The 23,288-nt window shown below is 48.9% G+C and carries 20 protein-coding genes and 1 pseudogene; 15 read left to right on the plus strand and 6 right to left on the minus strand.

The window, feature by feature from the left end; translation table 11 throughout:
* Positions 1–198 precede the first annotated feature (198 nt).
* From RDP42_RS08105 to RDP42_RS08175, 15 genes and pseudogenes are all read left to right on the plus strand, one after another.
* Positions 199–1,332, plus strand: a complete 1,134-nt coding sequence (locus RDP42_RS08105) for a hypothetical protein (protein ID WP_308763277.1) — start codon at positions 199–201, stop codon at positions 1,330–1,332.
* A 254-nt stretch (positions 1,333–1,586) separates the two neighbouring features.
* Positions 1,587–1,952, plus strand: a complete 366-nt coding sequence (locus tag RDP42_RS08110; protein WP_204475892.1) for a BlaI/MecI/CopY family transcriptional regulator — start codon at positions 1,587–1,589, stop codon at positions 1,950–1,952.
* Between the two features lie 39 nt (positions 1,953–1,991).
* The gene (locus RDP42_RS08115) at positions 1,992–3,260 is read left to right on the plus strand and encodes a M56 family metallopeptidase (protein WP_308763278.1); all 1,269 of its coding nucleotides are present in this window, start codon (positions 1,992–1,994) and stop codon (positions 3,258–3,260) included.
* A 118-nt stretch (positions 3,261–3,378) separates the two neighbouring features.
* Positions 3,379–4,587, plus strand: a complete 1,209-nt coding sequence (locus RDP42_RS08120) for a TlpA disulfide reductase family protein (protein WP_308763279.1) — start codon at positions 3,379–3,381, stop codon at positions 4,585–4,587.
* A gap of 96 nt (positions 4,588–4,683) precedes the next feature.
* Positions 4,684–6,575: pseudogene (locus RDP42_RS08125) on the plus strand (prolyl oligopeptidase family serine peptidase).
* 206 nt (positions 6,576–6,781) lie between these two features.
* A complete protein-coding gene (locus tag RDP42_RS08130) occupies positions 6,782–7,165 on the plus strand; it encodes a hypothetical protein (RefSeq protein ID WP_303914911.1) in 384 nt (127 codons plus the stop codon).
* 56 nt (positions 7,166–7,221) lie between these two features.
* Complete coding sequence (bioB, locus tag RDP42_RS08135; protein ID WP_308763280.1) at positions 7,222–8,184, plus strand: biotin synthase BioB; 963 nt, start codon at positions 7,222–7,224, stop codon at positions 8,182–8,184.
* Positions 8,174–9,463, plus strand: coding sequence for an adenosylmethionine--8-amino-7-oxononanoate transaminase (bioA, locus tag RDP42_RS08140; protein ID WP_308763281.1), 1,290 nt, complete (start codon positions 8,174–8,176; stop codon positions 9,461–9,463). Before bioB ends, bioA begins: the two co-directional genes overlap by 11 nt.
* A gap of 18 nt (positions 9,464–9,481) precedes the next feature.
* Positions 9,482–10,657, plus strand: a complete 1,176-nt coding sequence (locus RDP42_RS08145) for an 8-amino-7-oxononanoate synthase (RefSeq protein ID WP_308763282.1) — start codon at positions 9,482–9,484, stop codon at positions 10,655–10,657.
* A gap of 19 nt (positions 10,658–10,676) precedes the next feature.
* Positions 10,677–11,345, plus strand: coding sequence for a pimeloyl-ACP methyl esterase BioG family protein (locus RDP42_RS08150; RefSeq protein ID WP_308763283.1), 669 nt, complete (start codon positions 10,677–10,679; stop codon positions 11,343–11,345).
* Complete coding sequence (bioC, locus tag RDP42_RS08155; protein ID WP_308763284.1) at positions 11,330–12,079, plus strand: malonyl-ACP O-methyltransferase BioC; 750 nt, start codon at positions 11,330–11,332, stop codon at positions 12,077–12,079. Before RDP42_RS08150 ends, bioC begins: the two co-directional genes overlap by 16 nt.
* 20 nt (positions 12,080–12,099) lie before the next feature.
* Positions 12,100–12,747, plus strand: coding sequence for a dethiobiotin synthase (gene bioD / locus RDP42_RS08160; RefSeq protein ID WP_303914894.1), 648 nt, complete (start codon positions 12,100–12,102; stop codon positions 12,745–12,747).
* 13 nt (positions 12,748–12,760) lie between these two features.
* Positions 12,761–13,636, plus strand: coding sequence for a DMT family transporter (locus tag RDP42_RS08165; protein WP_308763285.1), 876 nt, complete (start codon positions 12,761–12,763; stop codon positions 13,634–13,636).
* A gap of 125 nt (positions 13,637–13,761) precedes the next feature.
* Positions 13,762–14,988, plus strand: a complete 1,227-nt coding sequence (locus tag RDP42_RS08170) for a hypothetical protein (protein WP_308763286.1) — start codon at positions 13,762–13,764, stop codon at positions 14,986–14,988.
* Positions 14,989–15,013: 25 nt separating this feature from the next.
* The gene (locus tag RDP42_RS08175) at positions 15,014–16,627 is read left to right on the plus strand and encodes a hypothetical protein (RefSeq protein WP_308763287.1); all 1,614 of its coding nucleotides are present in this window, start codon (positions 15,014–15,016) and stop codon (positions 16,625–16,627) included.
* A gap of 64 nt (positions 16,628–16,691) precedes the next feature.
* Here RDP42_RS08175 and RDP42_RS08180 read toward each other — a convergent pair whose 3' ends face one another.
* The 6 genes from RDP42_RS08180 to RDP42_RS08205 all read right to left on the minus strand — a co-directional run bounded on the left by RDP42_RS08180 (position 16,692) and on the right by RDP42_RS08205 (position 23,284).
* Positions 16,692–17,837 (minus strand): DUF4421 domain-containing protein, encoded by a 1,146-nt coding sequence (locus RDP42_RS08180; RefSeq protein ID WP_308763288.1) that lies wholly within the window; start codon positions 17,835–17,837, stop codon positions 16,692–16,694.
* 29 nt (positions 17,838–17,866) lie between these two features.
* The gene (locus RDP42_RS08185; protein WP_303914881.1) at positions 17,867–18,856 is read right to left on the minus strand and encodes a Gfo/Idh/MocA family protein; all 990 of its coding nucleotides are present in this window, start codon (positions 18,854–18,856) and stop codon (positions 17,867–17,869) included.
* Between the two features lie 12 nt (positions 18,857–18,868).
* A complete protein-coding gene (locus RDP42_RS08190) occupies positions 18,869–19,687 on the minus strand; it encodes a transporter substrate-binding domain-containing protein (protein WP_308763289.1) in 819 nt (272 codons plus the stop codon).
* A 5-nt stretch (positions 19,688–19,692) separates the two neighbouring features.
* Entirely contained in the window at positions 19,693–21,780 is a 2,088-nt protein-coding gene (locus RDP42_RS08195; protein ID WP_308763290.1) for a putative porin, read from the minus strand.
* A gap of 173 nt (positions 21,781–21,953) precedes the next feature.
* Positions 21,954–22,496: a 2-oxoacid:acceptor oxidoreductase family protein gene (locus tag RDP42_RS08200; protein ID WP_204475876.1), complete on the minus strand. Its 543-nt coding sequence runs from the start codon at positions 22,494–22,496 to the stop codon at positions 21,954–21,956.
* Between the two features lie 14 nt (positions 22,497–22,510).
* Positions 22,511–23,284, minus strand: coding sequence for a thiamine pyrophosphate-dependent enzyme (locus RDP42_RS08205; protein WP_303914873.1), 774 nt, complete (start codon positions 23,282–23,284; stop codon positions 22,511–22,513).
* Between the last annotated feature and the right edge of the window lie 4 nt (positions 23,285–23,288).

Raw genomic sequence — 23,288 nt, forward strand, 5'->3', positions numbered from 1 at the left:
AAGGAAGTGTCGGGCTGAAATTCTTCGAAGGGGCTGTATCTGTGTTTGATTTTGAAAAACAGAAATTCTATACAAAGTAGAAACTGTAAGCAAGTGTAAACTCAACACGTGGTATTTAGACGAAGATTTCAAGATAAACAGCCGGTACTTTCACATCAAACTGGCCTAGACAGTTATAACCCTTTAATCCAAGAAATAATGAAAACTAATATTTTGTTTTTAATGACTGTTTTACTATGTTCTCATACCCTTGCTGCCCAATCGACAAACAATGATACAGATGTAATTCAATCTTATAAACTATCTGCTGAATATTATCAAAAAGGAGATAGTCTGGAGAAAAATTTCGATTATTATGGTGCGCTTCGTTGGTATAAAAAAAGCCTTGAAACTGATTATAGACTCCTTTATATCAGAAAAATAGCACAATGTTATATGAAAAGGGGGCAATATGGTCTTTCTAAGCTTTTCTTGAATAAGATACCAGCAGACAGTTTGACTCAAATGGATTTGAGATTCAAATATAACCTACATAAGCAGATGTCAGAAAGAGATTCCATGCTATTGGTCGGTAAAAGAATCATTGATGAATATCCATTTGACAGTGAAATTATAGCAAGTCTTGCATCTGCATACAACATACAGGAGCAACCGGATTCAGCTCTGTCTGTAACTGAAAAATATGTTTCCAATGATTCAACTAATGTATTCATCAACAGACAGCGGGCTTTCTCTTTTTACCTCAAAAATGAATATGAAAAGGCATTATCCTTATATAGGAAACTATTATTTTCACAAGACAATAGCGGTGAGACATATTATTATACGGGAGTATGTTATGCTAAAATAGATAGTCTGAATCAGGCATACGATAACCTTGTCAAAGCAAATCAAAAGAAAAGGGAAAATCCATATATCCTTTCACAATTAGGATTAATAGGCATTAAAATAGGTTTTAAGGACGAGGGCATAAAATACATACAAAAAGCCATAACCTTATTGCAACCAGACACAACTTTAATGTTTGCCTTGAATGAAGCTGTTTCCGACGCATATTTTAGTAGACACAAGTACCGAGAAAGTATATGCTATTTGAACCGCTGCCTTGAGATTGTCCCTTCCTCTCTTTCTTCAATTTATAAAATAGCGCGCATATATGGCATTTTGAAGGATACAAAAAAAGAAAAACTATATTACCAACGTTTTGTGAATTCTGTAGACCTCTTAGATAATGGTGTGACAGAAGTTATAAAACGTTCATATAAAGAGGCTCAGAATCGTCTGCAAGCAATCAAAGAAGAAGAATTCTTCAAATATGGGATTCCTAAATAATGTTATATGAATTTGATGATTCCCAAACTGTCATATTCCTGTAGTATTCAAGGCTTAAAAATGTGGGTGCATTGTTGGAATCAAACAGGGTGTGATTGTCTGTGGAAAATCTGAATCCGCGCTGCGATTTTGGGTGTGTATGGGTGAGATAAGAAAAAATAATCTTTCCTTTTAAATTAATTAACTGTTTGTTTGAATAACAATTACGATAACTTCGTAGATTTGCGAAAAGTTCGTAGAAAACCTAATTCGATATGGAAAAGCTAACTTATCAGGAAGAAGAGACCATGCGTTTCATCTGGCATTTGGGCCCGTGTTTCGTGAAAGAAATCGTGGCATGTTATGACGAGCCGAAGCCGCCTTACACCACGGTGGCCTCGATTGTGAACAACCTGAAGCGGAAAGGCTACCTGAAGGCCGAAAAGTTTGGGAACACTTACCGCTATACGCCGCTGGTGGCGCAGGAAGAATATACCCGCAATTCGGTGGGCAACCTTGTGCGCAACTATTTCGCCAACTCTTACAAGGAGATGGTGTCGTTCTTCGCCAAGGAGCAGAAAATCTCCAAGGACGAACTGAACGAGATTATCGACCTGATTGAGAAGCGGGAGGACAAATAGAACATTTTAATTTACTTACCTTTTAAATTGTTTTTTACTATGCTATATCTTCTTCAAGTCAATCTCGGACTGGTCCTGTTTTACGCTTTGTACAAGCTGGTATGTACGCGGGACACATTTTTCCGTTCCAGAAGATTCATTCTGCTGCTGGCATTGGTGCTGCCTTTCGTGTTGCCGCTGGTCGACGTGCGGGAATGGCTGGAAAGTCGTGACAGCCTGATCATGCTGACGCATTTTGACTATTCGGTGGTGTTGCCGGAAATAGTGGTGGGAAGTGAAACGGCGGAAGCGGGAAACGGTGTGTGGGTGTTGTCCGATTGGATGGAATACCTGTATCTTGCCGGTATGCTGGTGCTGTCCGTCCGGTTCCTCGTGCAAGCGTGCAGTTTGTGGCACCTGATCTTGCGTACGCCGGAGAATACGATAAACGGCATTCGTGTGAAATGCCTGAATGGCTCGTCCGGACCCTTCTCTTTCTTTGGGTGGATTTTCCTGAATCCGGCGACAGTGAAGGAAGACGAACTGGACGAAATCCTGACACACGAGATGGCGCACGTAAAGCAACGGCATTCCGTCGATGTGCTTCTTGCCGAGATGGTCAGCATCTGCTGCTGGATGAACCCTTTTGCCTGGCTGCTGAAACGGGAAGTCCGGCTCAATCTGGAGTTCCTGGCCGACAAGAGAGTCGTGGAAGCGGGATTCGCCACCAAGAGTTATCAATATCACCTGATTGGGTTGGCCTACAGCCACAAGTATGGATTATCTAATAATTTCAATTTCTCTCATCTTAAAAAACGTATCATTATGATGAACAAGAAAAAATCAAACGGAACAGGGCGTATCAAATATGCACTGTTCATGGTTCCGGCCTTTGCTCTACTCGTTGCCGGAAACACTTCCTGCTCGCAGGGAGCATCCGAAAAACAGGATGCCAAAGAAGAAACCGTCGCACCGGATTCAGTAGCGGCTCCTACTGACAGTGTGGCAAAGGACGAAGTGTTTATGGTAGCGGAACAGATGCCTGAATATCCAGGAGGGATGAAGGAGTTGTTCAAATTCCTTCAAGACAACGTGAAATATCCGGAAAGTGCCATGAAGAAAAATGTGCAGGGACGGGTAATTGTGCAGTTTGTAGTAGAAAAAGACGGAACTCCTACCGAGTTCAATGTGGTTCGTGCGGTGAATCCGGATTTGGATGCAGAGGCTTTGCGCGTGCTGAAGACCATGCCTAAGTGGAAACCGGGCATGCAGAGGGGAGAGGTCGTGAGAGTGAAATTCACTGTGCCTGTTGCGTTCAAGCTTCAGTAAATTGTTTTTTGAAGTCCGCTTTCAAATGGGTTTTACGTATGCTTTATGTACTTCTGAGAGAAGTTGAAAGGAAGAAACCGCATTTGAAAGCGGGCTCATTTTTATAAAATATAATGCCATGAAAATCACTGCAATATTATTTCCCTTTATCTTATTGGCCCTGCCGAGTTACGGACAAAATAGAGAGACGGACTATCTGTCGCATGTACTGGAGAAAATGAATGCCGTGGAATCGGTGACCTATCATTGTGTGATAAAGGCATGGGAACCGGGAGACAAAGAGCCGGGGTACAGTGTGCCAATAGAAATTTATGAGCATGTGAATCCACAGGATACGGCTGTGGGTTATTCTTTCTTGTGTGCCTCGGATAAGGAATTCAGGCAACCGCTTTGGGTATATGACGGAACTGTGTTTGCTTATATAGAGAAAGAGGAAAAAGAAGTACGGATAGATGATTTCACTCAGAAAAGTCCCCTTCCGTTCAGAGTTATTATGCCGCAAGCTTTTGGTTGCATGAAATCCATTCTTGAGTATGCATTGAATACTCAGGATAGCATAGTTCTTAGCTTGAAGGATGAGGGGAAAGATTATCTGATGGAATTAAGTATCCATACACCGTATCAGGTGGAGTTCTTTGGTAAGGCTTGTTACATGCCGCAGAATCCGTATATATATGATCCGACATCTATTTACAAAATCTGGATTTCAAAAGAAAATGACATGCCTTATCGTTATCGCAGGGAGATGCAGCATAGCATCAGTGAGAATATTTGTTCCGATTTTGTGTATAATCCTGCAGGAAAGGGAAAAATTGTAGCGGAAGATTATTATCCGGCAGACTATGTGCGGCGTATAAAAGGAGAGAAGTCTCAGAAGGCGACTGTGGATATGACGGGTAAAAAAGCTCCAGACTGGACGCTTACTGATATGAAGGGTCAGAAGGTTTCTTTAAGTAGTATAAAGTCGAAGGTCATCTTGTTGCAGTTCACGGGGATAGGCTGTGGACCATGCAAGATTTCGATTCCTTTCTTGAACAGGTTGAGAAAAGAATATGCGGTGAACGAACTTGAAGTGCTGGCTGTAGAAACGTGGGGACGGTCGAAATCATCTTGTGAAGCGTATGTAAAAAGCCAGGGAATAGAATACGGTTTTCTGACTGCCGATAAAGATACAATTGCTAAACTTATAAATGATTATCAGGCTGGTAGTGGAGTCCCTCAGTTTTATCTGATAGGTAAAGACCGCACGATAATTGCAAAGTTTCAAGGCTATGCAGAGAAGACAACGGACACGGAGATAGAAAAGAAGATAAAAGCGAATCTGTAGACCGAAAAAACGTATTCTTCCAATACCTTGCATTTTCTGTAGATTTTTCTATACATTTGCAGCCGTACATTTATATATAAACAAAAATAAGACACAATGAAAAATTTAAGAAACATGCTGGCAGCCGGTCTGTTCATGGCCGGAATTTGCTTTACCGCCGGCGCACAGACACAGATTCCGCTGGAAAACTTTTTCAAGAACCCGGAAAAGATCAACTATCAGGTATCGCCCGACGGGACCTACTTCTCATTCATGGCTCCCTATGAGAACCGCATGAACCTTTTTGTACAGAAAATCGGATCGGATACTACCATCCGCATCACCTCTGAAACGGAACGTGACATCGCCGCAAGCATGTGGGCTGGCAATAACCGCATCCTTTTCGTCAAGGATACGGGAGGCGATGAGAATTACCAGCTCTATGGCGTGAACATAGACGGTTCTGACCTGAAATCATACACCAATTTTCCGAAAGTGAGAACCAATATTATCGACCCGCTGGAAAAAATCGATTCACTGGTCATCATCGGCATGAACAAGCGTAACCCTCAGGTATTCGACCCGTATCGCCTGAACCTGAATACAGGAGAACTGACCCTGCTGGCCGAGAACCCGGGCAATATACAGGGATGGATGACCGATCACGACGGCAAGCTGCGTGTAGCCAGTGCCATAGTAGACGGCGTCAATAAGCAGATACTATACCGTGAAACGGAAGACCAGCCGTTCCAACCGGTATTGACCACCAACTTCAAGGAAACCGTCGGTTTTGCTGTCTTTACGCCCGACAACAAGATGGTCTACGCACTGACCAACATCGGACGCGACAAGACCGCACTGGTTTTGATGGACCCGAAAACCTGCGAAGAGAAGGAGGTCCTGTACATGAATGACAAGTACGACATCTCGGACCTCAGCTACTCCGAAAAGAAGAACCGGCTGATAGTCGTAGGCTGTGAAGGGCACAAGGACATGATCCGCCACTATTTCGACAAAGAAGAAGAAGGGATACGTAAGAAACTGGAAGCCCAGCTTCCGGGCTATAACGTCAGTATCACCAGCCAGAGCAGAGACGAGAATATCCGCCTGATCCATGCCGGAAATGACCGCACATACGGATCCTACTACCTCTATGATGTAAAGGAAAACAAGCTCACCAAGGTGGCCGACATAGCGCCTTGGATCAAAGAAGAGGAAATGTGCGCCATGAACCCGATTACCTATACCAGCCGTGACGGACTGACCATAGAAGGTTACTTGACCCTGCCGAAAGGTTATACCATGGAAAATGCAAAGAACCTGCCGGTTGTGGTCAATCCGCATGGAGGACCGTGGGCACGTGACACCTGGGGATACAATCCGGAAGTACAGTTCCTTGCCAGCCGTGGCTATGCCGTACTGCAGATGAATTTCCGCGCCTCAACCGGATACGGACGCAAGTTTACCGAACTGGGCTACAAACAATGGGGACAGACCATGCAGAATGACATTACCGACGGAGTAGAATGGCTAATCAAGAAAGGTATAGCCGACCCGAAGCGGGTGGCCATCTATGGAGCAAGCTATGGAGGTTACGCTACCCTGGCAGGAGTGACCTTTACTCCCGACCTGTATGCCTGTGCCGTCGATTACGTAGGAGTGTCCAACCTGCTCTCGTTCATGAATACGATTCCTCCATACTGGAAACCGTTGCTCGACATGATGCACGAAATGGTGGGCGACCCCCAACCGACAAAGAAATGATGGAAAAATACTCGCCAGTATTCCATGTAGACCAGATCAAAGCTCCGCTGTTCATCGCCCAGGGGGCAAACGACCCGCGCGTCAACAAAGCCGAATCTGACCAGATGGTAGAAGCCTTGAAGAAACGAGGGGTGGAAGTGGAATACATGGTAAAAGAAAATGAAGGACACGGATTCTATAATGAAGAGAACAAGTTCGACTTCTACCGTGCCATGGAGAAATTCCTTGACAAGCATCTGAAATAAACACTTCAGACTTACAGACAACTTGTCGATTATAGTCATCCGGAGCCATGCCGATTTTTCCGTTTTCTGACGCTTGGGCCCATATACAGGAAATCCAAGCCAAGCAGAAGACAGAGTGGAATATTGCGCAAGAAAGGAAAAATCCTTGCATTTTCTGTAGATTTTTCTATACATTTGCAGCCGTACATTTAAACAAAGAGAAACAGATGCATCGTATCGCTTCCTATTCGCGCAAAGTCATGCTTCGGTTCCGTCGTTGGAGCCGGAAGGAATATGCTGCGTTCGTGAGCCTGCATCGCCATGTCACCATCGGACAGGTGGGGCGGGGAATTGCAGATGCTTCATTGGGCAAGCAGAAAACGGCGGTGTGCAAAGGGAAGAAGACTGAGGTTGCATCATGGAATATCCTCTCGGAGGAGGATGTACTCTTTGGAAGCGGAGGACCGGGACTTGGAGGAAATCTATTCGAGATAGACCGGAAAGGATTGTGGTGTCTGGTGGTGCCGCAAAAGGAAGAAGTGCCTGCGCTGCTTTTAGATGAAATAAATAAGATAATAAATAACCGGAAGGGGTGTACCCGTTTCAGGTAAAGTCTGACAGACTTAACCGAAGCGGATACATCCCTCTCTTTTTTAATACAATACGTATGGAAAGATTACAGAAATTAGAAGAGAAAATAAAAGAAGGACAGGTGCTGACCGCGGAAGAGGCCTTGTGGCTGTTGGAGGAAGCACCTTTTGACGCATTGTGTGAAACGGCCCATCGCATCACGGAGGCATACGCTTCGCGGAAGTTTGACATGTGCTCCATCATCAATGCCAAGTCGGGACGTTGCCCGGAAAACTGCAAGTGGTGCGCTCAGTCAGCACATCATCACACGGGTGTGGAGGAATACGGACTGGTGAGCGAGGAAGAATGTCTGCGTCAGGCAAAGATGAACGAAAACCAGGGCGTGGCCCGTTTCTCACTGGTGACCAGCGGACGTCGGCCTTCGGCAGGAGAAGTGGAGAAGTTGTGCCAGCACTTTGAATACCTTCGAGCGAATAGTAAGATTGAATTATGTGCATCTTTGGGATTGGCCACGGAGGAACAGCTCGTGGCCTTGCACCGTGCGGGGGTAAGCCGTTACCACTGCAATTTGGAGACGGCGCCGTCGTTTTTCCCGAACCTGTGCTCCACGCATACCCAAGCCCAAAAGATAGAGACGTTGCAGGCGGCTCGCCGGGCAGGCATGGACGTGTGCAGCGGAGGTATCATCGGCATGGGAGAAACGCCTGCCCAGCGGGTGGAACTGGCGCTGACTTTACGGGAACTGGAGGTGCAGTCCATCCCGCTGAACCTGTTGCAGCCCATCAAGGGAACGCCGCTGGAACACGCAAAGCCACTGACGGCGGAAGAGGTGTTGCGCACGGTGGCCATGTTCCGCATGGTGAATCCGACGGCTTTCCTCCGTTTTGCCGGAGGACGTTCGCAGCTGAGCGAGGAGACGGTGGACCGTGCGCTGTATGTGGGAATCAATTCGGCCATTGTGGGGGATTTGCTGACTACCCTCGGTTCCAAAGTATCAAAAGATAAAGAACGTATAAAAGGAGCAGGATATGAATTGTGAGAAACTGTTTGACGAATTTGACCGGGACCACCTGTGGCACCCGTACACTTCGACCTCAAATCCGTTGCCTACTTACAAAGTGGACCGGGCAGAGGGCTGTACGCTGACCTTGGCCGATGGCACGGAGTTGATTGACGGAATGTCATCATGGTGGTGTGCCGTACATGGATACAATCATCCGGTATTGAACCGGGCGGTGGAGGAACAGCTCCACCGGATGTCGCACGTGATGTTCGGGGGACTGACCCATGAACCGGCTATCGAGCTGGGAAAGGAACTGCTGAAAATCGTACCTCCCAGCATGGAGTATATTTTTTATGCCGACAGTGGGTCGGTGGCCGTGGAGGTGGCCTTGAAGATGGCGGTGCAGTATCAGTTTGCGGCCGGTCATCCGGAGAAGAACAACTTTGTGACTATCCGCTCTGGGTATCACGGCGACACGTGGAACGCCATGTCGGTGTGCGATCCGGTGACGGGCATGCACAGCCTGTTCGGTTCGGCCCTTCCGGTACGCTATTTCGTGCCTGCTCCGCAGTGCCGTTTCGGTGCAGAATGGGACGAAAAAGACATCGTGCCGTTGCGGGAAGTCATCACGCAGCACCACGGCGAGCTGGCGGCTTTGATTTTAGAGCCAATCGTGCAGGGGGCCGGCGGAATGCGTTTCTATCATCCGCAGTATTTACGGGAGGCGGCACGCCTCTGCCGGGAACACGGAATGCTCCTGATTTTTGACGAAATTGCCACGGGCTTCGGGCGTACGGGAAAATTGTTTGCGTGGGAACATGCGCAGGTGGAACCGGACATCATGTGTATCGGTAAGGCACTGACCGGAGGGTACATGACCTTCTCGGCGGTGCTGGCTTCGGCAAAGGTGGCCGACTGCATTTCTTCCAAGGAACCGCGCGCTTTCATGCATGGGCCTACGTTCATGGGCAATCCGCTGGCGTGTGCCGTAGCACTGGCTTCTGTCCGGCTGTTGTTGTCGTCCGGCTGGCAGGAGAAGGTACATCGCATCGAGGCACAGTTGAAAGAGGAACTGGCACCGGCGGCTGCATTGCCGCAGGTGGCCGATTTCCGGGTACTGGGGGCGATCGGGGTGATTGAGACCAAGAAGCCGGTCGACATGGGCTGGATGCAGCGGCGGTTTGTGGAAGAAGGTATCTGGGTACGTCCGTTCGGACGGTTGGCCTACATCATGCCGCCTTTCATCATCCGTCCGGAACAGCTGACCAAGCTGACGAGCGGTTTGTGTAAGATTGTGGGCGAAATGCCGGAATAAAGACAAAGGAGGAACATCATGGAAAATGAAATACAACCCGGACCGGATAGGGATTTTCAGTTGGAACTGAATCAGCTGGAGGCGTGCGGCAACCTGCGCGTGTTGCCGGAAACCTGCTGTGACGGGAAATGGATTGAAGCCGGCGGACGGCGGATGCTGAACCTGTCGTCGAACGATTACTTAGGACTGGCTTCGGACAAGGCGTTGCGCGAGGAGTTTCTGCGGACGGTGAAGGAGAGGGACTTGTGTTTTTCCTCTTCGTCCTCACGGTTGCTGACGGGTAACTTCCCGGCTTATCGGGAATTGGAAACGCTGCTGGCTTCGCTGTTCGGGGCGGAGAGTGCGCTGGTGTTCAGCAGCGGGTATCACATGAATACGGGGATTCTGCCGGCGGTGACCGATGCGAATACCCTGATTCTGGCCGATAAACTGGTGCATGCGAGCCTGATTGACGGCATCCGTCTGTCAGCGGCCAAGTGCATCCGCTACCGCCATCAGGATTATGCACAGTTGGAGAATCTGCTGGCCAAGTATCACGGTTCGTATCACCGGATTATCATCGTGACGGAAAGTGTGTTCAGCATGGACGGCGACGTGGCTTTGCTAAACCGTCTGGTGGAACTGAAGCATCGTTACGACCACGTGATGCTGTATGTGGACGAGGCGCACGGCATTGCGGTGCGGGGGGCGCACGGACTGGGGGTGGCCGAGGAACAAGGCTGCCTGAAGGACATTGATTTCCTGTGCGGCACCTTCGGCAAGGCGATGGCTTCCGTCGGAGCGTATGTGGTGTGCCGGAAGGTGATTCGGGATTATCTGGTGAACCGGATGCGGACGTTGATTTTCACCACGGCATTGCCTCCCATCAACGTGGCTTGGACGCACTTTGTCTTGTCGCGCTTGGAGGAGATGAAGGCACGGCGGGAGCACCTGGCACAGATTTCGGGGCTTCTGCGGGCGGCTATCCGTGAAAGCGGGGCTGATTGCCCGTCGGAAAGCCACATCATCCCTTTGGTGGTAGGAGCTAACGAGAAGGCCATCTGGAAGGCTATGCAAATGCAGGAACACGGCTTCTATGTGTTGCCCGTGCGTCCGCCTACGGTACCTGAAGGGACGGCACGGTTGCGTTTCTCGTTGACCGCGTTGATTGAAGAGGACGAAGTGGCGCGTTTGTGTCACGAATTGAAGGAATGAATCGGAAAGAATTGAAGGAATGAAACAACTGTTTATCAAGAAAGAAGAAAACCCGGTGTTGCTGCTTTTCTTTGCGGGCTGGGGTTCGGACGAAAACCTGTTTGGCAGTCCGGTCCCGGAAGGGTGCGACTACTTGCTGTGTTTTGATTACAAGAATATGGACTTTGACTACAGCTTGCTGGACGGCTATCGGGAGATACGGGTCCTGGCTTGGTCTATGGGTGTATGGGTGGCCTGCCAGACGTTGACTGGGAAAGATTATCCCTACGGGATGAGGCTGGCCGTGAACGGGACACCTTATCCCATCCATGATACCAAAGGAATTCCGGAAGCCATTTTCCGGGGGACGCTGGAGAATTTCTCGGAACCGGTGCTGGTACGTTTCCGTCGGCGGATTTGCGGGTCGGCGGCGCAGGTGAAACGGTTTCTGGCGCATCACCCTTATCGGACGTTGGACGACTTGCATCAGGAACTGGCCGACGAATGGACGATGGTGAAGGCCCGTCCGGCGTGGAAGTGGGACTGGGACAAGGCGATTGTCGGGACTTCGGACAAGATTTTCCCGCCGCAGAATCAGCGGGAAGCGTGGCAAGGCGTGCCGGTGGAAGAGAAAGACGTGGAACACTATGACGAGGAGCTGTTCCGGCAGTTGCTGAGCGGAGAAAGTAGTTTATGGACAAGACCCTGATCAGTCGGCGTTTTGCGAAGGCCGTGGGCACTTACCTGGATAAGGCCGACGTGCAGCGTTACGTGGCGTCGCGGATGGCGGAATTGACGGGCCGTTATATTCCGGCAGATGTACAGGAACGGGTGCTGGAGATTGGTTGCGGCACGGGTATGTTTACGCGGATGTACCTGAAACAGGCAGCTCCGGAAGAGATGTGGCTGAACGACCTCTGTCCGGAGGTGGAGCCTTACCTGGCCGATGTGCTGGGCGGGAAGGTGCATTTCGTGGCGAAGGATGCGGAGACACTGGCTTTTCCGGCAGGACAGGACCTGATTGTGTCGTGCTCGGCGGTACAATGGTTCGACGATTTGCCGCGTTTTTTTTCAGGGTGCCGGAAGCTGCTGCACGAAGGGGGCTACCTGGCTTTCAGCACCTTCGGCCCGCACAACACGGAGGAGGTGGCTACGCTGGCTTCGGCGGGGCTGTCGTATCCGTCGCTGGAGGCACTGCGGGAGATGCTGGCCGCCCGTTACGAGGTGGTGTATGCTCATGAGGAACAGTTGCGCCTGTCGTTCGCTTCTCCGCTGGAGGTGTTGCGGCACCTGAAAGAGACGGGAGTGACGGGCACGGCGTCACAGGCTTGGACGCGGGGCAGGCTACAGGAGTTCTGCCGGAATTATACGGAACGGTTTTCGGATGAGCGGGGCAGGGTGTACCTGACTTTTCATCCCATTTATATGATATGTAGAAAATAAAATACCAAAAACGATACGGAATGAAAAAAAATGTATATTTTGTGAGTGGCATCGACACGAACATCGGGAAAAGTTATGCCACGGCCTATCTGGCCAAGACATGGAACGAGCGGGGTATCCGCACCATTACGGAGAAGCTGATTCAGACGGGCAATACGGACCTGTCGGAAGACATCGAGCTGCACCGTCGGATTATGGGTACAGGTTTGTTGCCGGAGGATAAGGAACGGCTGACGATGCCGGAGATTTTTTCTTATCCCTGCTCTCCGCATCTGGCTGCAGAGATTGACAAGCGTCCGATTGACTTCGACAAGATTGAACGGGCGACGGAAACCCTGAGCGAACGTTACGATGCGGTGCTGCTGGAAGGGGCCGGAGGACTGATGGTGCCTTTGACGCGCGACCTGCTGACCATTGACTACGTGGCGCAGAAACAGTATCCGCTGGTGTTCGTGACTTCCGGACGGCTGGGAAGCATCAACCATACGTTGCTGAGCCTGGAGGCGATGAGTCGTCGGGGCATCCGTCTGCATACGCTGGCCTACAATCTCTTCCCGGAGGAAGACGATGAGATTATCCGTCGGGATACGGAGGAATACATGCGCGATTTGCTGAAGCGGGAATATCCGGAAGCAGAGTTCGTGGTGATTCCGTTTTTAGGTAAATAAATATAAGGAGAAAGTGAAACAGGGGTATTATCATTTACTGGCTATTGCCGTGGTGGTGGTATGGGGGCTGACCTATATCTCAACCAAGGTCTTGATTCAGCATGGGCTGCATCCGCATGAAATCTTTTTCTACCGTTTTCTGGTGGCGTATGTAGGTATCTGGCTGATTGCTCCTCGTCGGTTGCTGGCTAACAGCTGGAAAGAGGAGGGATTGCTGGCATTGGCCGGCTTCTTTGGAGGGTCGCTTTATTTTTATACGGAGAATACGGCATTGGGTATGACGCAGGCATCGAATGTGGCTTTTCTGCTGTGTACAGCTCCTTTGCTGACGGCTTTTCTCTCGGCGGCCTGTTACAAAGAGGTGCGTTTGGGAATACGTCTGTTGGCTGGTTCGTTGCTGGCCCTGTGTGGGGTCGGTCTGATTGTTTTCGGAGGAAAAGAAGGATTGAAAGTGTCTCCATGGGGAGATTTGCTAACACTGTCGGCAGCCTTTTCATGGGCTTGCTACAGTCTGGTGATTCGCCGGCTGTCGCATTATCCGGTGTCGTTCATTACTCGGAAAGTGTTTTTCTACGGATTACTCACCATCTTGCCTTTGTTTGCAATCTTCCCGTTCCGTAGCAATGTGGGTATATTGTCGCAATCCGCTGTGTGGATGAATTTGCTGTTTCTGGCACTGGTGGCCTCTCTGATCTGTTTTGTGGCTTGGAACGTCGCACTGAAAAAGATTGGGGTGATGCATACCTCCAATTATATTTATTTGAGTCCGCTGGTCACGCTGGGGGCTTCCATGCTGATTTTAGGGGAAGGGTTGACACTCACTTCGGCAGTGGGGGCAGCTTGTATTTTAGGTGGAGTGTATTGGGCGGAAAAGAAAAGTGGGGTGTGATGTCCCCTGAATGGCAAGTTTAGGGAAATCCCTACCTTGAAATAGGGATTTCCTGCTTGATGGGGAGAAATATCTTCCTATTTTTGTACTAGAATAAAAAGGTAAAACCGTTAAAAGATAGAACTATGAGGAAGTTGAAAGTATTTGCTTCGTTGATATGGGCAAGTTTACCGCTTTTTGTGGCGGCCCAGAGTAACGACGACCTTTACTTCGTGCCTAAGAAAAAGGCAGAAACGAAGAAGGAGACCGTAGTGGCCCCGAAGCAGAATCAGGGGACAACGGCATATTCCACATTGTCTTCTTCCACTCCGGTGGTAGTGAAGGATGCAGCTGGAAATACACGTGATGTAGATGAGTACAATCGTCGGTATACGTCACGGGAAAATACGTTCTCCATGCAGAACGATACACTTTACATACAGGAAAAACCCTATGGAGAGCGGGGAGAATGGGTGAACGGATTTGAAGGTTCACAGGATGATTATGAGTACGCCATGCGAATTGTCCGTTTCCGGAGCCCGCGCTACGCCATTCCGGTAAGCAGCCCGTTATATTGGGACGTGGTGTACGGTGCTTTCCCATCTTGGGATTGGAATGTATATGATGACGGACTGTATGCATACGTGTTCCCTACTTACAGCAACCCGATGTGGTGGGACTGGAGATGGAACTGGAGCATTGCCGGACCAAGTTGGGGCTGGGGATGGCATTCTCCATGGTATTATAGTTGGTACTCTCCATGGTATTCTCCTTACTGGTACGGTGGCTACTGGGGTGGCTATTGGGGAGGTTACTGGGGTGGTTATTGGGGCCCCGGATGGCATCACCATTATCCGTATTATGGATGGGGAGGAGGCGCTTATCAAGGGCACTCCTATACCTACAACAACCGTCGTGCAGAGCAGGTGGTACGGAGAGGTACCGTGGGTTCTGTATTTGACCGTAACGACAGAACGGGCGGTCGTGTAATGGGTGGACTGGACCGTAATAGTAGAACGGGCGGTCGTGTTGTGACTGGTACCGATGGAATACGTTCTATCCGTCCGGATGGTGCTTCCAGAGTGCGCAGTACAGGCACAAGATATACCCGTCCATCACAAGGTTTGGGTGAATCTACTTATTCTCGTCCTAGCAGTACACGCCCGAATTCCTATCGTAATACGGATGTGTTTAACCGGATGAACCAGAACAACAGCAACCGGATGAATAATGGATTCAATAATTCACGTACCAATTCTTCTGTCAGAAGTTATAGTAACTTTGGAGGCGGTAGCTATCGTTCTACTACGGGTGGCGGCGGTTCTTCCAGAGGAGTAAGTACTGGCGGCGGTGGCGGCGCACGCAGAAGATAAATGTGTAACTAAAAGGAGATTGAAGATGAAAAAGAAATACATGTATGCAGTGGCCTGTTCATTGTTGTGCGGTGCACAGGCCATGGCACAAACTGCTTACGATGCGGCCCGCTATGCGGGAGATGAATTGAACGGAACGGCCCGTTTTGTCGGAATGGGTGGTGCCATGGGTGCTTTGGGTGCAGATATTTCGGTTATCGGTACCAACCCGGCGGGTATCGGCTTGTTCAGAGGACACGATGTGTCTACGTCATTTGGCATGAATGCCACAAAGGTAGAAAGTGACTTTAATGGAAGTGTGATGAATGACAAACGGAATAAGGTTTCGTTTGACCAGATTGGTTTTGTGTACTCCACAAAGATTGGCAACCGCACGACGCTCCGTTACCTGAACTTTGGATTCAACTATCATAAGAGTCAGAACTTCAACCGTCAGTTTGCGGCAGGAGGTATATTGAATGGTTTATCTCAGACGCAGCAGCTGGCCAATATGGTAGCAGGCTCTATTTACTCCATCAGTGAGATGGATGATATTTATAATTATGGAGTAGAAGGACACAGCGGTCTTTCGAACCCTTATTATAATACCAATTATCCGTATTTGGGCGTAATGGGTGTCCGGTCGGAACTGGTTGGAGTGGGTACCTTCGAGGATGGAAAAGGAGGTACTTTTCAAATGCCGATGGGATGGAATGGAAATGCCAACGGTTTCCGTAGCAGGGAAGAAGGTGGTATCAACCAGTACGACTTCAATGTGGCCTTTAATGTGGAAGACCGGATGTATTTCGGCATCACCTTGGGGGTGAGCGATGTGAACTATACGCGCAGTACGTATTATACGGAAGATGTGTATGATGGTAATCATTCAGGCTATTATGAGTTGCGGAATGCGTATCGTACAGAAGGGACCGGACTGAATTTGAAGTTTGGAGCCATTTTCCGTCCGATAGAAGATTCTCCATTCCGTTTTGGTCTGGCCATTCATACACCCACCTGGTACTCGCTGACCGATACCTATTCTGCTGAACTTTATTCGGAACTGAATTACAAGTTTGCCAATGAAGCAGACAATACGCAGTTCAAGGCAGATGAGCGGACGATAGATTATGCCGGAGAATCAGTTCAGGATTATCGTTTGATGACCCCGTGGAAATTCAATGTAAGTGCCGGAACTACGGTAGGCAGTTTCTTGGCTGTGGGGGCAGAATATGAATATGCCGGTTATAACGCTTGCAGGATGTATTATAACGACGGGACTCCGATGGAGAACCAGAATGAGTACACCAAGTCTATTCTGAAAGGACAGCACACGGTACGTGTGGGACTGGAGGCACGCATTTCTTCAGCTTTCAGCGTACGGGCCGGTTACAATTATTCTACATCGGCTTTCAAGGATGGAGCATATAAATCGTTGAATGCAAACGATATGCGTACAGATACGGAATATATGAATGATTTGTCACGCAATACGGTGACCGCAGGTTTAGGTTATAGAGGAAAATGGTTTTATACGGACTTGGCTTACAAATACAACGTGTACAAGTCTGATTTTTATGCGTTCAGTGATGAGGCTTTGCCAGCCACTAAGGTCACCAACGAACGTCACCAGGTGTTGCTGACACTGGGCGTTCATTTCTAAGCGTTCATTGTGTTTGTTTTATTTAATAGAGGAGTTGCTTTAAATTGAGGGGCGGCTCCTTTTTTTATTCCTTTTTTTCACGGTACTCTTTCTTTTTCCAGAAATTGAATCCCATGTAAACGCGAAGACTTCCGAAGGAGTTGGTAATGGAGAAGGTGGGCTTGCGGTAGTTGTAGGTGTGGAGCACCAGCGAAGCTCCCACATAGTATTTGCTGTTGTTCCAGGTAATACCGGCCCGCGTAATCAGATCGAAATTGATGTCTCTGATCCATTGTGCCCAGCTGGTACCGCTTTGGGTAGGTTGGTCGTTGATACGTGATTTCTTATAGGCAATGGCCGGGAGTAGGGATACATTCAGCAGACAGTTTTTCGCGAATACCCAGTTGTAGCCGTAGCCCACGCTAAGATTGTAGTCGGTATAACGCAGGCTGTGGAATTGCAGGGAGGGATTCAACTGCTGTTTTATTTCATCGGGCAGTTGGGTATGGTCGAACGAAATGTTGTGCTGTGAATAGGAAAATCCTGCCAGTAGGGAACCGCAGCTTTTCCGTTGGTTGGTCGACTGACTGTAAGCGGCTGGATAGGAGAAACGCTTGTGATTGAAAATCCAGTAGGCATTCAGTCCCTTGATATCACTTTGGAAGCCGTTGAACGGGGTGTTCGTGTAGTCCTTGCTCAGATTGAACTTTTCGTAGGAAGAAATCTTGAAGTCACTACCTGTTTTTCGATAATAGAGATCGACACCGAATTTGGCACTGTACAGGTTGAACACAAATTCTTTTCGGGGAGCCTTGTTTTTCCCTTTTCCAAGTAAGTCTCTGATGTCGAAAGAGACTCCTAAGAAAATCCATCTCCATCCGAAATACACGCCTAACTTGGTATTGATGTTGGGCGCAAAGCTCAGGCTTTGTCCGTCGTTGCTTCCCAGGCGGTAGTGCTCATACCAGGAACTTTGTTCCAACATGAAAGCCAGGTTATATTTGTTGGGAGAGATGTAAGTGGTATCTACCGTGTTCAGCTTGACGCCGACTTTCTTGATTTCTTGTCCGGTGAATTTGATAGAGCGTACAATGTCATTGGTGAGACTGCCCAATAAGGGACGCGAAGATGGAACGGGAGCAGGTTCTGTATTGGCCACACTGTCTCGCTTCTCTATTTGTGCCTTTCCATAGGCGGGATAGAGAAGAAACGACGGCAGTATGGTCAACAAGGAAAGGTATTTCACCTTATGAAAGAAGTTTATAGTTTGTTCAGAATACGGTCCATGACCCAGTTGGTGGGTGTGGCACTGATGCCGTCGCAGGTACATACTGCTTTACCTTGCAGGTGCTCTACCACGGCCTTAATCAGCGGTAGCTGTACGTGAGGCGGATTGGGCGGAAGAATCTCTTCGCGTCCGCGTTCGGTGTGCAGGGCTATCGGGTCGTAGGTAAAGACGGAGAAACAGATCATGCCTTTATCACCGATGATTTCGATACGGTCTTCCTTGGCCGATTCATGTGCCACGAAGCACCAGGAACCGGAACCCGGCAGACCGGAATCGAACTTGAAGCAGGCACTGATGGTATCTTCTGCTTCATAGAGTCCGCCACGGTTGCTCTTGTATCCTTCTGCTTCGAGGATACAGCCGAACATGTCCTGCAATAAGTCCAGCTGGTGTGGAGCCAGGTCGTAGAAATAACCTCCTCCGGCAATATCGGGTTGCACACGCCACGGTAAATTCTTGCTGTTGTAGTCCAGATCCCGAGGGGGTTGTGCGAAACGGATTTGTACGTTGATGACGTTACCGATTTCTCCTTCGTCGACTAGTTGACGTACTTTTTGGAAATAGGGCAGGTAGCGGCGGTAGTAAGCCACAAAGCAAGGTACTCCCGTTTCTTTGGAGATACGGTTGATACGGGCGCAGTCCTCATAGCTGGCAGCCATCGGTTTTTCGATGTAGACCGGTTTTCCGGCTTTCATGGCCATGATGGCAAAGGTGGCATGTGAGGACGGAGGAGTAGCAATGTAGATGGCATTCACATCTTCGTCGCCAATCAGTTCTTGCGCATCGGTGTACCACCGGGGAATCTGGTGGCGTATGGCGTAGGATTTGACTTTTTCTTCTTCACGGCTCATGACCGCTACCACTTTGGAGCCTTCAATCATGTTGAAAGCCGGACCGCTTTTCTTTTCGGTGACTTCACCGCATCCGATGAATCCCCAGTTTACTTTATCTAGTTTGATCATAGATGAGTGGTTTTAATGAAAGTATTTTTTATATAATTTCCGATAGTCTTCACTCTTCATATACTGGTCGAGCCAGCTGTTCAGGCTGTCGAGCAGGATAGGGGCATGTTTAGGTACTCCCCATGCATAAAACTGAGTGAAACTGATATCGGTATCAATGTCCAGATTGGGATACAATGCGATGTTGCCTTTGGCGATGTTTTCGTCGCAGACGGCATAGTCGATGTCACCTCCGGAAACCATGGCCATGAGCTGTTCAGGGCCATACTGGTCTACTTCCTGCAGATAGATGGTATCGGCTATTTCATTGATAAGGTTGTGCAGGCGCAGCAGAGCCGGTGAACCTTTCACCACGTGCAAGGTCTTCCCTCCCAACTCCAGTTGATTGTGGATATAAAGGCTGTCTTTTCCCTTTTCCGGTTTGCGCTGTACTAAGATTTGCTTGCTCAGCCACAACGGATGTGTGAAAAGCAGGGTATCTTTGGAACGTGTAGTAATAACAGTTCCGGTGGCAATTAAATCATATTTCCCTTCGGCAATACCTTTCAGCCGTTTTTCAAAGCTCATTTCGGGAGTGACTTCCAACTGCAGGTGTTTGGCTTGGGCAAAGGCACTCAGCAATTCATAATCAAACCCGGAGACGCTGTCCTTTTCGGCATGGTAACTGAGGGTGTTATACTCCGTAACTGCCCGTAAGACTCCTGAATGGAGGATGTCGGGATAGTCACGTGGAGTGAACTCCGGGCGAGGCTCTGAATGAGAGCAGAGGCGGATGACTACCAGCAGGAGGATAAAGCCGCCCAGCAGATAATAAGTCTTGTTCTTTTTCATGGCCGTTAATCAAAGAAGTTCCATGAAATACCGATTTTCAAGATACGCGGGTTGAGCGGGTAGTGGGGAGCGAGGAAGTAACTCTTCTCGCCGGTACGTTGCAGCAGGTTGTACATCTGCACGAAGATACGGGTACGTTTCAGGTGCAGGTTGATGTATCCGTTGATAAGCGGATAGCCTCCCACCTTGTAGCGAGTATCCGGATTCTGCAGATAGAACTGTCCGATAGCCGGAGCATAGTCGGGAGCATAATATTGTGTGAAGTAACGCATGTCGGCTCCCATTTCAATTTGAAGCACGTTCTTGGCCAGTCCGAACTGGAGATACAAGTCATGGTAAAGTACCAGTTCCGGCAAGGGCAGCACGGTTTCGTTGCTCGTCTTCTGGTAGGTTATTTCATTGTCCAAGTGCAGGATACCTAATTTGAAGTCCTGCCGTAAGGTAGCACTGAATACCTGGATACTTCCGGAATACTGGCTTACGGCCATGTTATTCTTATAGCTGGTTACATCATTGGAGTTCGTGTATTTCACCGACGTATTGTCCAGATAAGTATAATTGGTGATGTTTTCCACTCCGGCTTTCAGCTGGGTCCGCCAGCGGTCGATGCTCAGTTTTCCTTCAATGCGGGTGCGCATGATTTTACTCAGGTCATTGTCCCACCAATAGTGCTTGGAATGGAAATGTCGATAGTAGAAAGTCGGGTTCAGGTTTTTGATGTAGGCATTGGCTTCCAGACGTACCGTATCATTGAACAGGCGGAAGTTCAGGTCACCTTGTCCTTCTACACTGAATTGTCCCGCATCTTCGCCAATCATGGCGATTTCACCCAGCACATTGTAGTGCAGGGTCTTTCCCTGCGATTTGATGAGCTGACCGCCAATGGAAAGTACGTTTTCCTTGTGGCTGGTAGGAATACGCCGGCCTGCTGTCCCCGTAATGGTATCCGTCAGGGTGAAGTTACGGTGCTCAAAGCTGGCAAATACCGTCAGTCCGGCCTTGGCCCATTTGTTGAAGCCTTCCCGAAGTGCAATGCCCACCGTATTCTTGATGGAGAAGTTCTTGGTGACATCCAATGAATCCTTTCCTAAATAGTTGTGCTCAAAATATTGTTCGTTTTGAGCTGTGTTGTAAGAAATATATTTTCTCCGGTTGATGTCCATATTGACGGTATGGATAAAGCTGGTGACCGGTACAAACTCTGTTTTGGTGATGGTGTCGTTTTCGGTCGTCACGTCACGATAGAATCCTAAGTTGTAGCGATGGGTCAGGAAGGCGTGATACCCCGTATTGTGGTTCCAGATGTCCGATAAGTTGGTCGGAATGGAGTAGGTTTCATACGTACGGTTTCCTTCAGCCATTTCCAGCGGGTTGGTGATGTAACGGTCGTCCGTGATACCTCCGTTCTCGGCTACTTTCAGGTTGTCGTTGATGAAGCTGAAGTGCATGTCGTACTTGTCGCCATGGTAATAAGCGAAAAGATTGCCGTTGAACAAGGCAGTAGACTGGCTGTCGTATTTACCACGTCCGTAGGTATAGTCGATATCGAAACCGAATCCCAGCCGTTTGTTCACGTTGACGGCGAAATAGGCTTTGAAGCGTTCCTCTCCGTTACGTCCGCCACCTTGTTTGAAATAAGTCAGGTTGGTAAACGGTGATTTGGTGTTGGTATAAATCACGTCCTCCGGTTTTCTCACGGTGAAGTCGTACGGATCGGTAAAGAAGAACTGGCTGCTTTCTTTCCGTTCGAAAAACACATGCGAGATACGCGGTGCGCCGAGGTTTCCTAAGTATGTATAGTGTCCCGTAGGACCTCCTGTGTCATTGGAGTTCTGGAATCCGTGTTGCAGCGTATCTATGGGTACCGGGGTCATTTCGCCGAAGCGAGTGTCAATTTTCCAGGCACTCAGTCCTACCGGTACGGTGCTGGCATCGATGACGGCAGTTGTATCTATGGGGTTTCCGTTGCGGTCATATCTGTTGTTGTCCCTTCCAGTGGCAGACATTCCTTGTCCGTATTGCGAGAGGGGAACCTGTGCATACAAGGTGTGGCACAGAAACAGGAGTATGGCTGTAAAAAGTACTTTCTTCATAATGGGGCAAAGATACAATAAAAAAGCGAAAACGGGCGGTTGTGTCTTTCAAAAAGTAGGGAAGTTAGGCGGATTCGGAAAGTGTATGGCAAACAAAAGGCTGCATGGAAATTCGATTGATAAATTTCCTTGCAGCCTTTCTGTTTTTAAGATATATCGGTTCCTGATGGGAATCAGACTTCCTTGATGATTTCCATACCGATTTTGATAGCCTCTTCGTTCATCGGAATGAGGTGATGATGGCGTTCGGGCAAGGTCTTGCGGAGTGCCTTGATCACACTGTCGATAGATACGATGGGGCGTATCTTGAGCAGACCGCCCAGCACAATCATGTTGAAGGTCTTGGCCATTTTCCGTTCGTTGGCTTCATCCATGGCATCGATGCGGTATACGTGGATGTCCTTACGAGTCGGAGGATTGATGATACCATAGCCGTCGTAAATCAGTACGCCGCCCGGTTTTACTTTGTTTTCAAACTTGGCAAGTGAAGGCTGGTTCAGTATGATGGCCGTATCGTATTTGCTGAGAATCGGGGAAGAGATACGTTCGTCGCTGACGATGACGGTGACGTTGGCCGTACCTCCGCGCTGTTCGGGACCGTAGGCAGGCATCCAGGTCACTTCCTTGTTTTCCATCAACCCGGAGTATGCCAGGATTTTTCCCATGGAAAGTACCCCTTGTCCTCCAAATCCTGCGATGATAATTTCTTCTTTCATAGGTATGCGAGTGATTATTTAATATCTGTAGTATCTTTCAGGTCGCCCAGCGGGTAGAACGGGAACATGTGTTCTTCCATCCATTTGTTGGCATCGGCGGGTGACATTTTCCATCCGGAGTTGCAGGTAGATACGATTTCTACGAGGCTGGAGCCTTTTTTCTGCATGGAGCATTCAAAAGCTTTGCGGATGGCTTTCTTGGCCTTGCGGATGGCAGCCACTGACTGTACGGACTGGCGGGTCACGTAGGCTGTTCCTTCCAAAGTGGCCGCGATTTCAGTCATTTTCAGCGGATAACCGTGGATTTCCGGTATACGGCCGTAAGGGCAGGTAGAAGTTTTCATGCCCAACAATGTGGTAGGGGCCATCTGTCCGCCGGTCATTCCGTAAATGGCATTGTTGATAAAAATGATGGTGATATTTTCTCCACGGTTCAGGGCGTGGATGGTTTCTGCCGTACCAATGCAGGCCAGGTCACCGTCTCCCTGATAGGTGAATACCAGACGGTCGGGCCAGAGGCGCTTGATGGCCGTAGCCAAGGCAGGCGCACGTCCGTGTGCGGCTTCCTGGCAGTCGATGTCCAAGTAGTTATACATGAATACGGCACATCCCACCGGACTTACTCCGACGGCTTTTTCGGCCATACCCATTTCGTCGATGACTTCGGCAATCAGTTTGTGGACTACTCCGTGGCTGCATCCCGGACAGTAGTGCATCGGGTTATCGTTCAGCAACCGAGGCTTCTGATAAACCAGATTTTCAGGTTTGATTATATCTTCTTTTGTCATAATA

It is taken from the genome of uncultured Bacteroides sp. (genome assembly GCF_902472605.1).
Lineage (GTDB): Bacteria > Bacteroidota > Bacteroidia > Bacteroidales > Bacteroidaceae > Phocaeicola.

Bases quoted from the DNA above. Each gene is read 5' to 3' on its own strand.
- RDP42_RS08105 (WP_308763277.1), top strand. From the start codon at position 199: ATGAAAACTAATATTTTGTTTTTAATGACTGTTTTACTATGTTCTCAT.
- RDP42_RS08110 (WP_204475892.1), top strand. From the start codon at position 1,587: ATGGAAAAGCTAACTTATCAGGAAGAAGAGACCATGCGTTTCATCTGG.
- RDP42_RS08115 (WP_308763278.1), top strand. From the start codon at position 1,992: ATGCTATATCTTCTTCAAGTCAATCTCGGACTGGTCCTGTTTTACGCT.
- RDP42_RS08120 (WP_308763279.1), top strand. From the start codon at position 3,379: ATGAAAATCACTGCAATATTATTTCCCTTTATCTTATTGGCCCTGCCG.
- RDP42_RS08130 (WP_303914911.1), top strand. From the start codon at position 6,782: ATGCATCGTATCGCTTCCTATTCGCGCAAAGTCATGCTTCGGTTCCGT.
- bioB (WP_308763280.1), top strand. From the start codon at position 7,222: ATGGAAAGATTACAGAAATTAGAAGAGAAAATAAAAGAAGGACAGGTG.
- bioA (WP_308763281.1), top strand. From the start codon at position 8,174: ATGAATTGTGAGAAACTGTTTGACGAATTTGACCGGGACCACCTGTGG.
- RDP42_RS08145 (WP_308763282.1), top strand. From the start codon at position 9,482: ATGGAAAATGAAATACAACCCGGACCGGATAGGGATTTTCAGTTGGAA.
- RDP42_RS08150 (WP_308763283.1), top strand. From the start codon at position 10,677: ATGAAACAACTGTTTATCAAGAAAGAAGAAAACCCGGTGTTGCTGCTT.
- bioC (WP_308763284.1), top strand. From the start codon at position 11,330: ATGGACAAGACCCTGATCAGTCGGCGTTTTGCGAAGGCCGTGGGCACT.
- bioD (WP_303914894.1), top strand. From the start codon at position 12,100: ATGAAAAAAAATGTATATTTTGTGAGTGGCATCGACACGAACATCGGG.
- RDP42_RS08170 (WP_308763286.1), top strand. From the start codon at position 13,762: ATGAGGAAGTTGAAAGTATTTGCTTCGTTGATATGGGCAAGTTTACCG.
- RDP42_RS08175 (WP_308763287.1), top strand. From the start codon at position 15,014: ATGAAAAAGAAATACATGTATGCAGTGGCCTGTTCATTGTTGTGCGGT.
- RDP42_RS08185 (WP_303914881.1), bottom strand. From the start codon at position 18,856: ATGATCAAACTAGATAAAGTAAACTGGGGATTCATCGGATGCGGTGAA.
- RDP42_RS08190 (WP_308763289.1), bottom strand. From the start codon at position 19,687: ATGAAAAAGAACAAGACTTATTATCTGCTGGGCGGCTTTATCCTCCTG.
- RDP42_RS08195 (WP_308763290.1), bottom strand. From the start codon at position 21,780: ATGAAGAAAGTACTTTTTACAGCCATACTCCTGTTTCTGTGCCACACC.
- RDP42_RS08200 (WP_204475876.1), bottom strand. From the start codon at position 22,496: ATGAAAGAAGAAATTATCATCGCAGGATTTGGAGGACAAGGGGTACTT.
- RDP42_RS08205 (WP_303914873.1), bottom strand. From the start codon at position 23,284: ATGACAAAAGAAGATATAATCAAACCTGAAAATCTGGTTTATCAGAAG.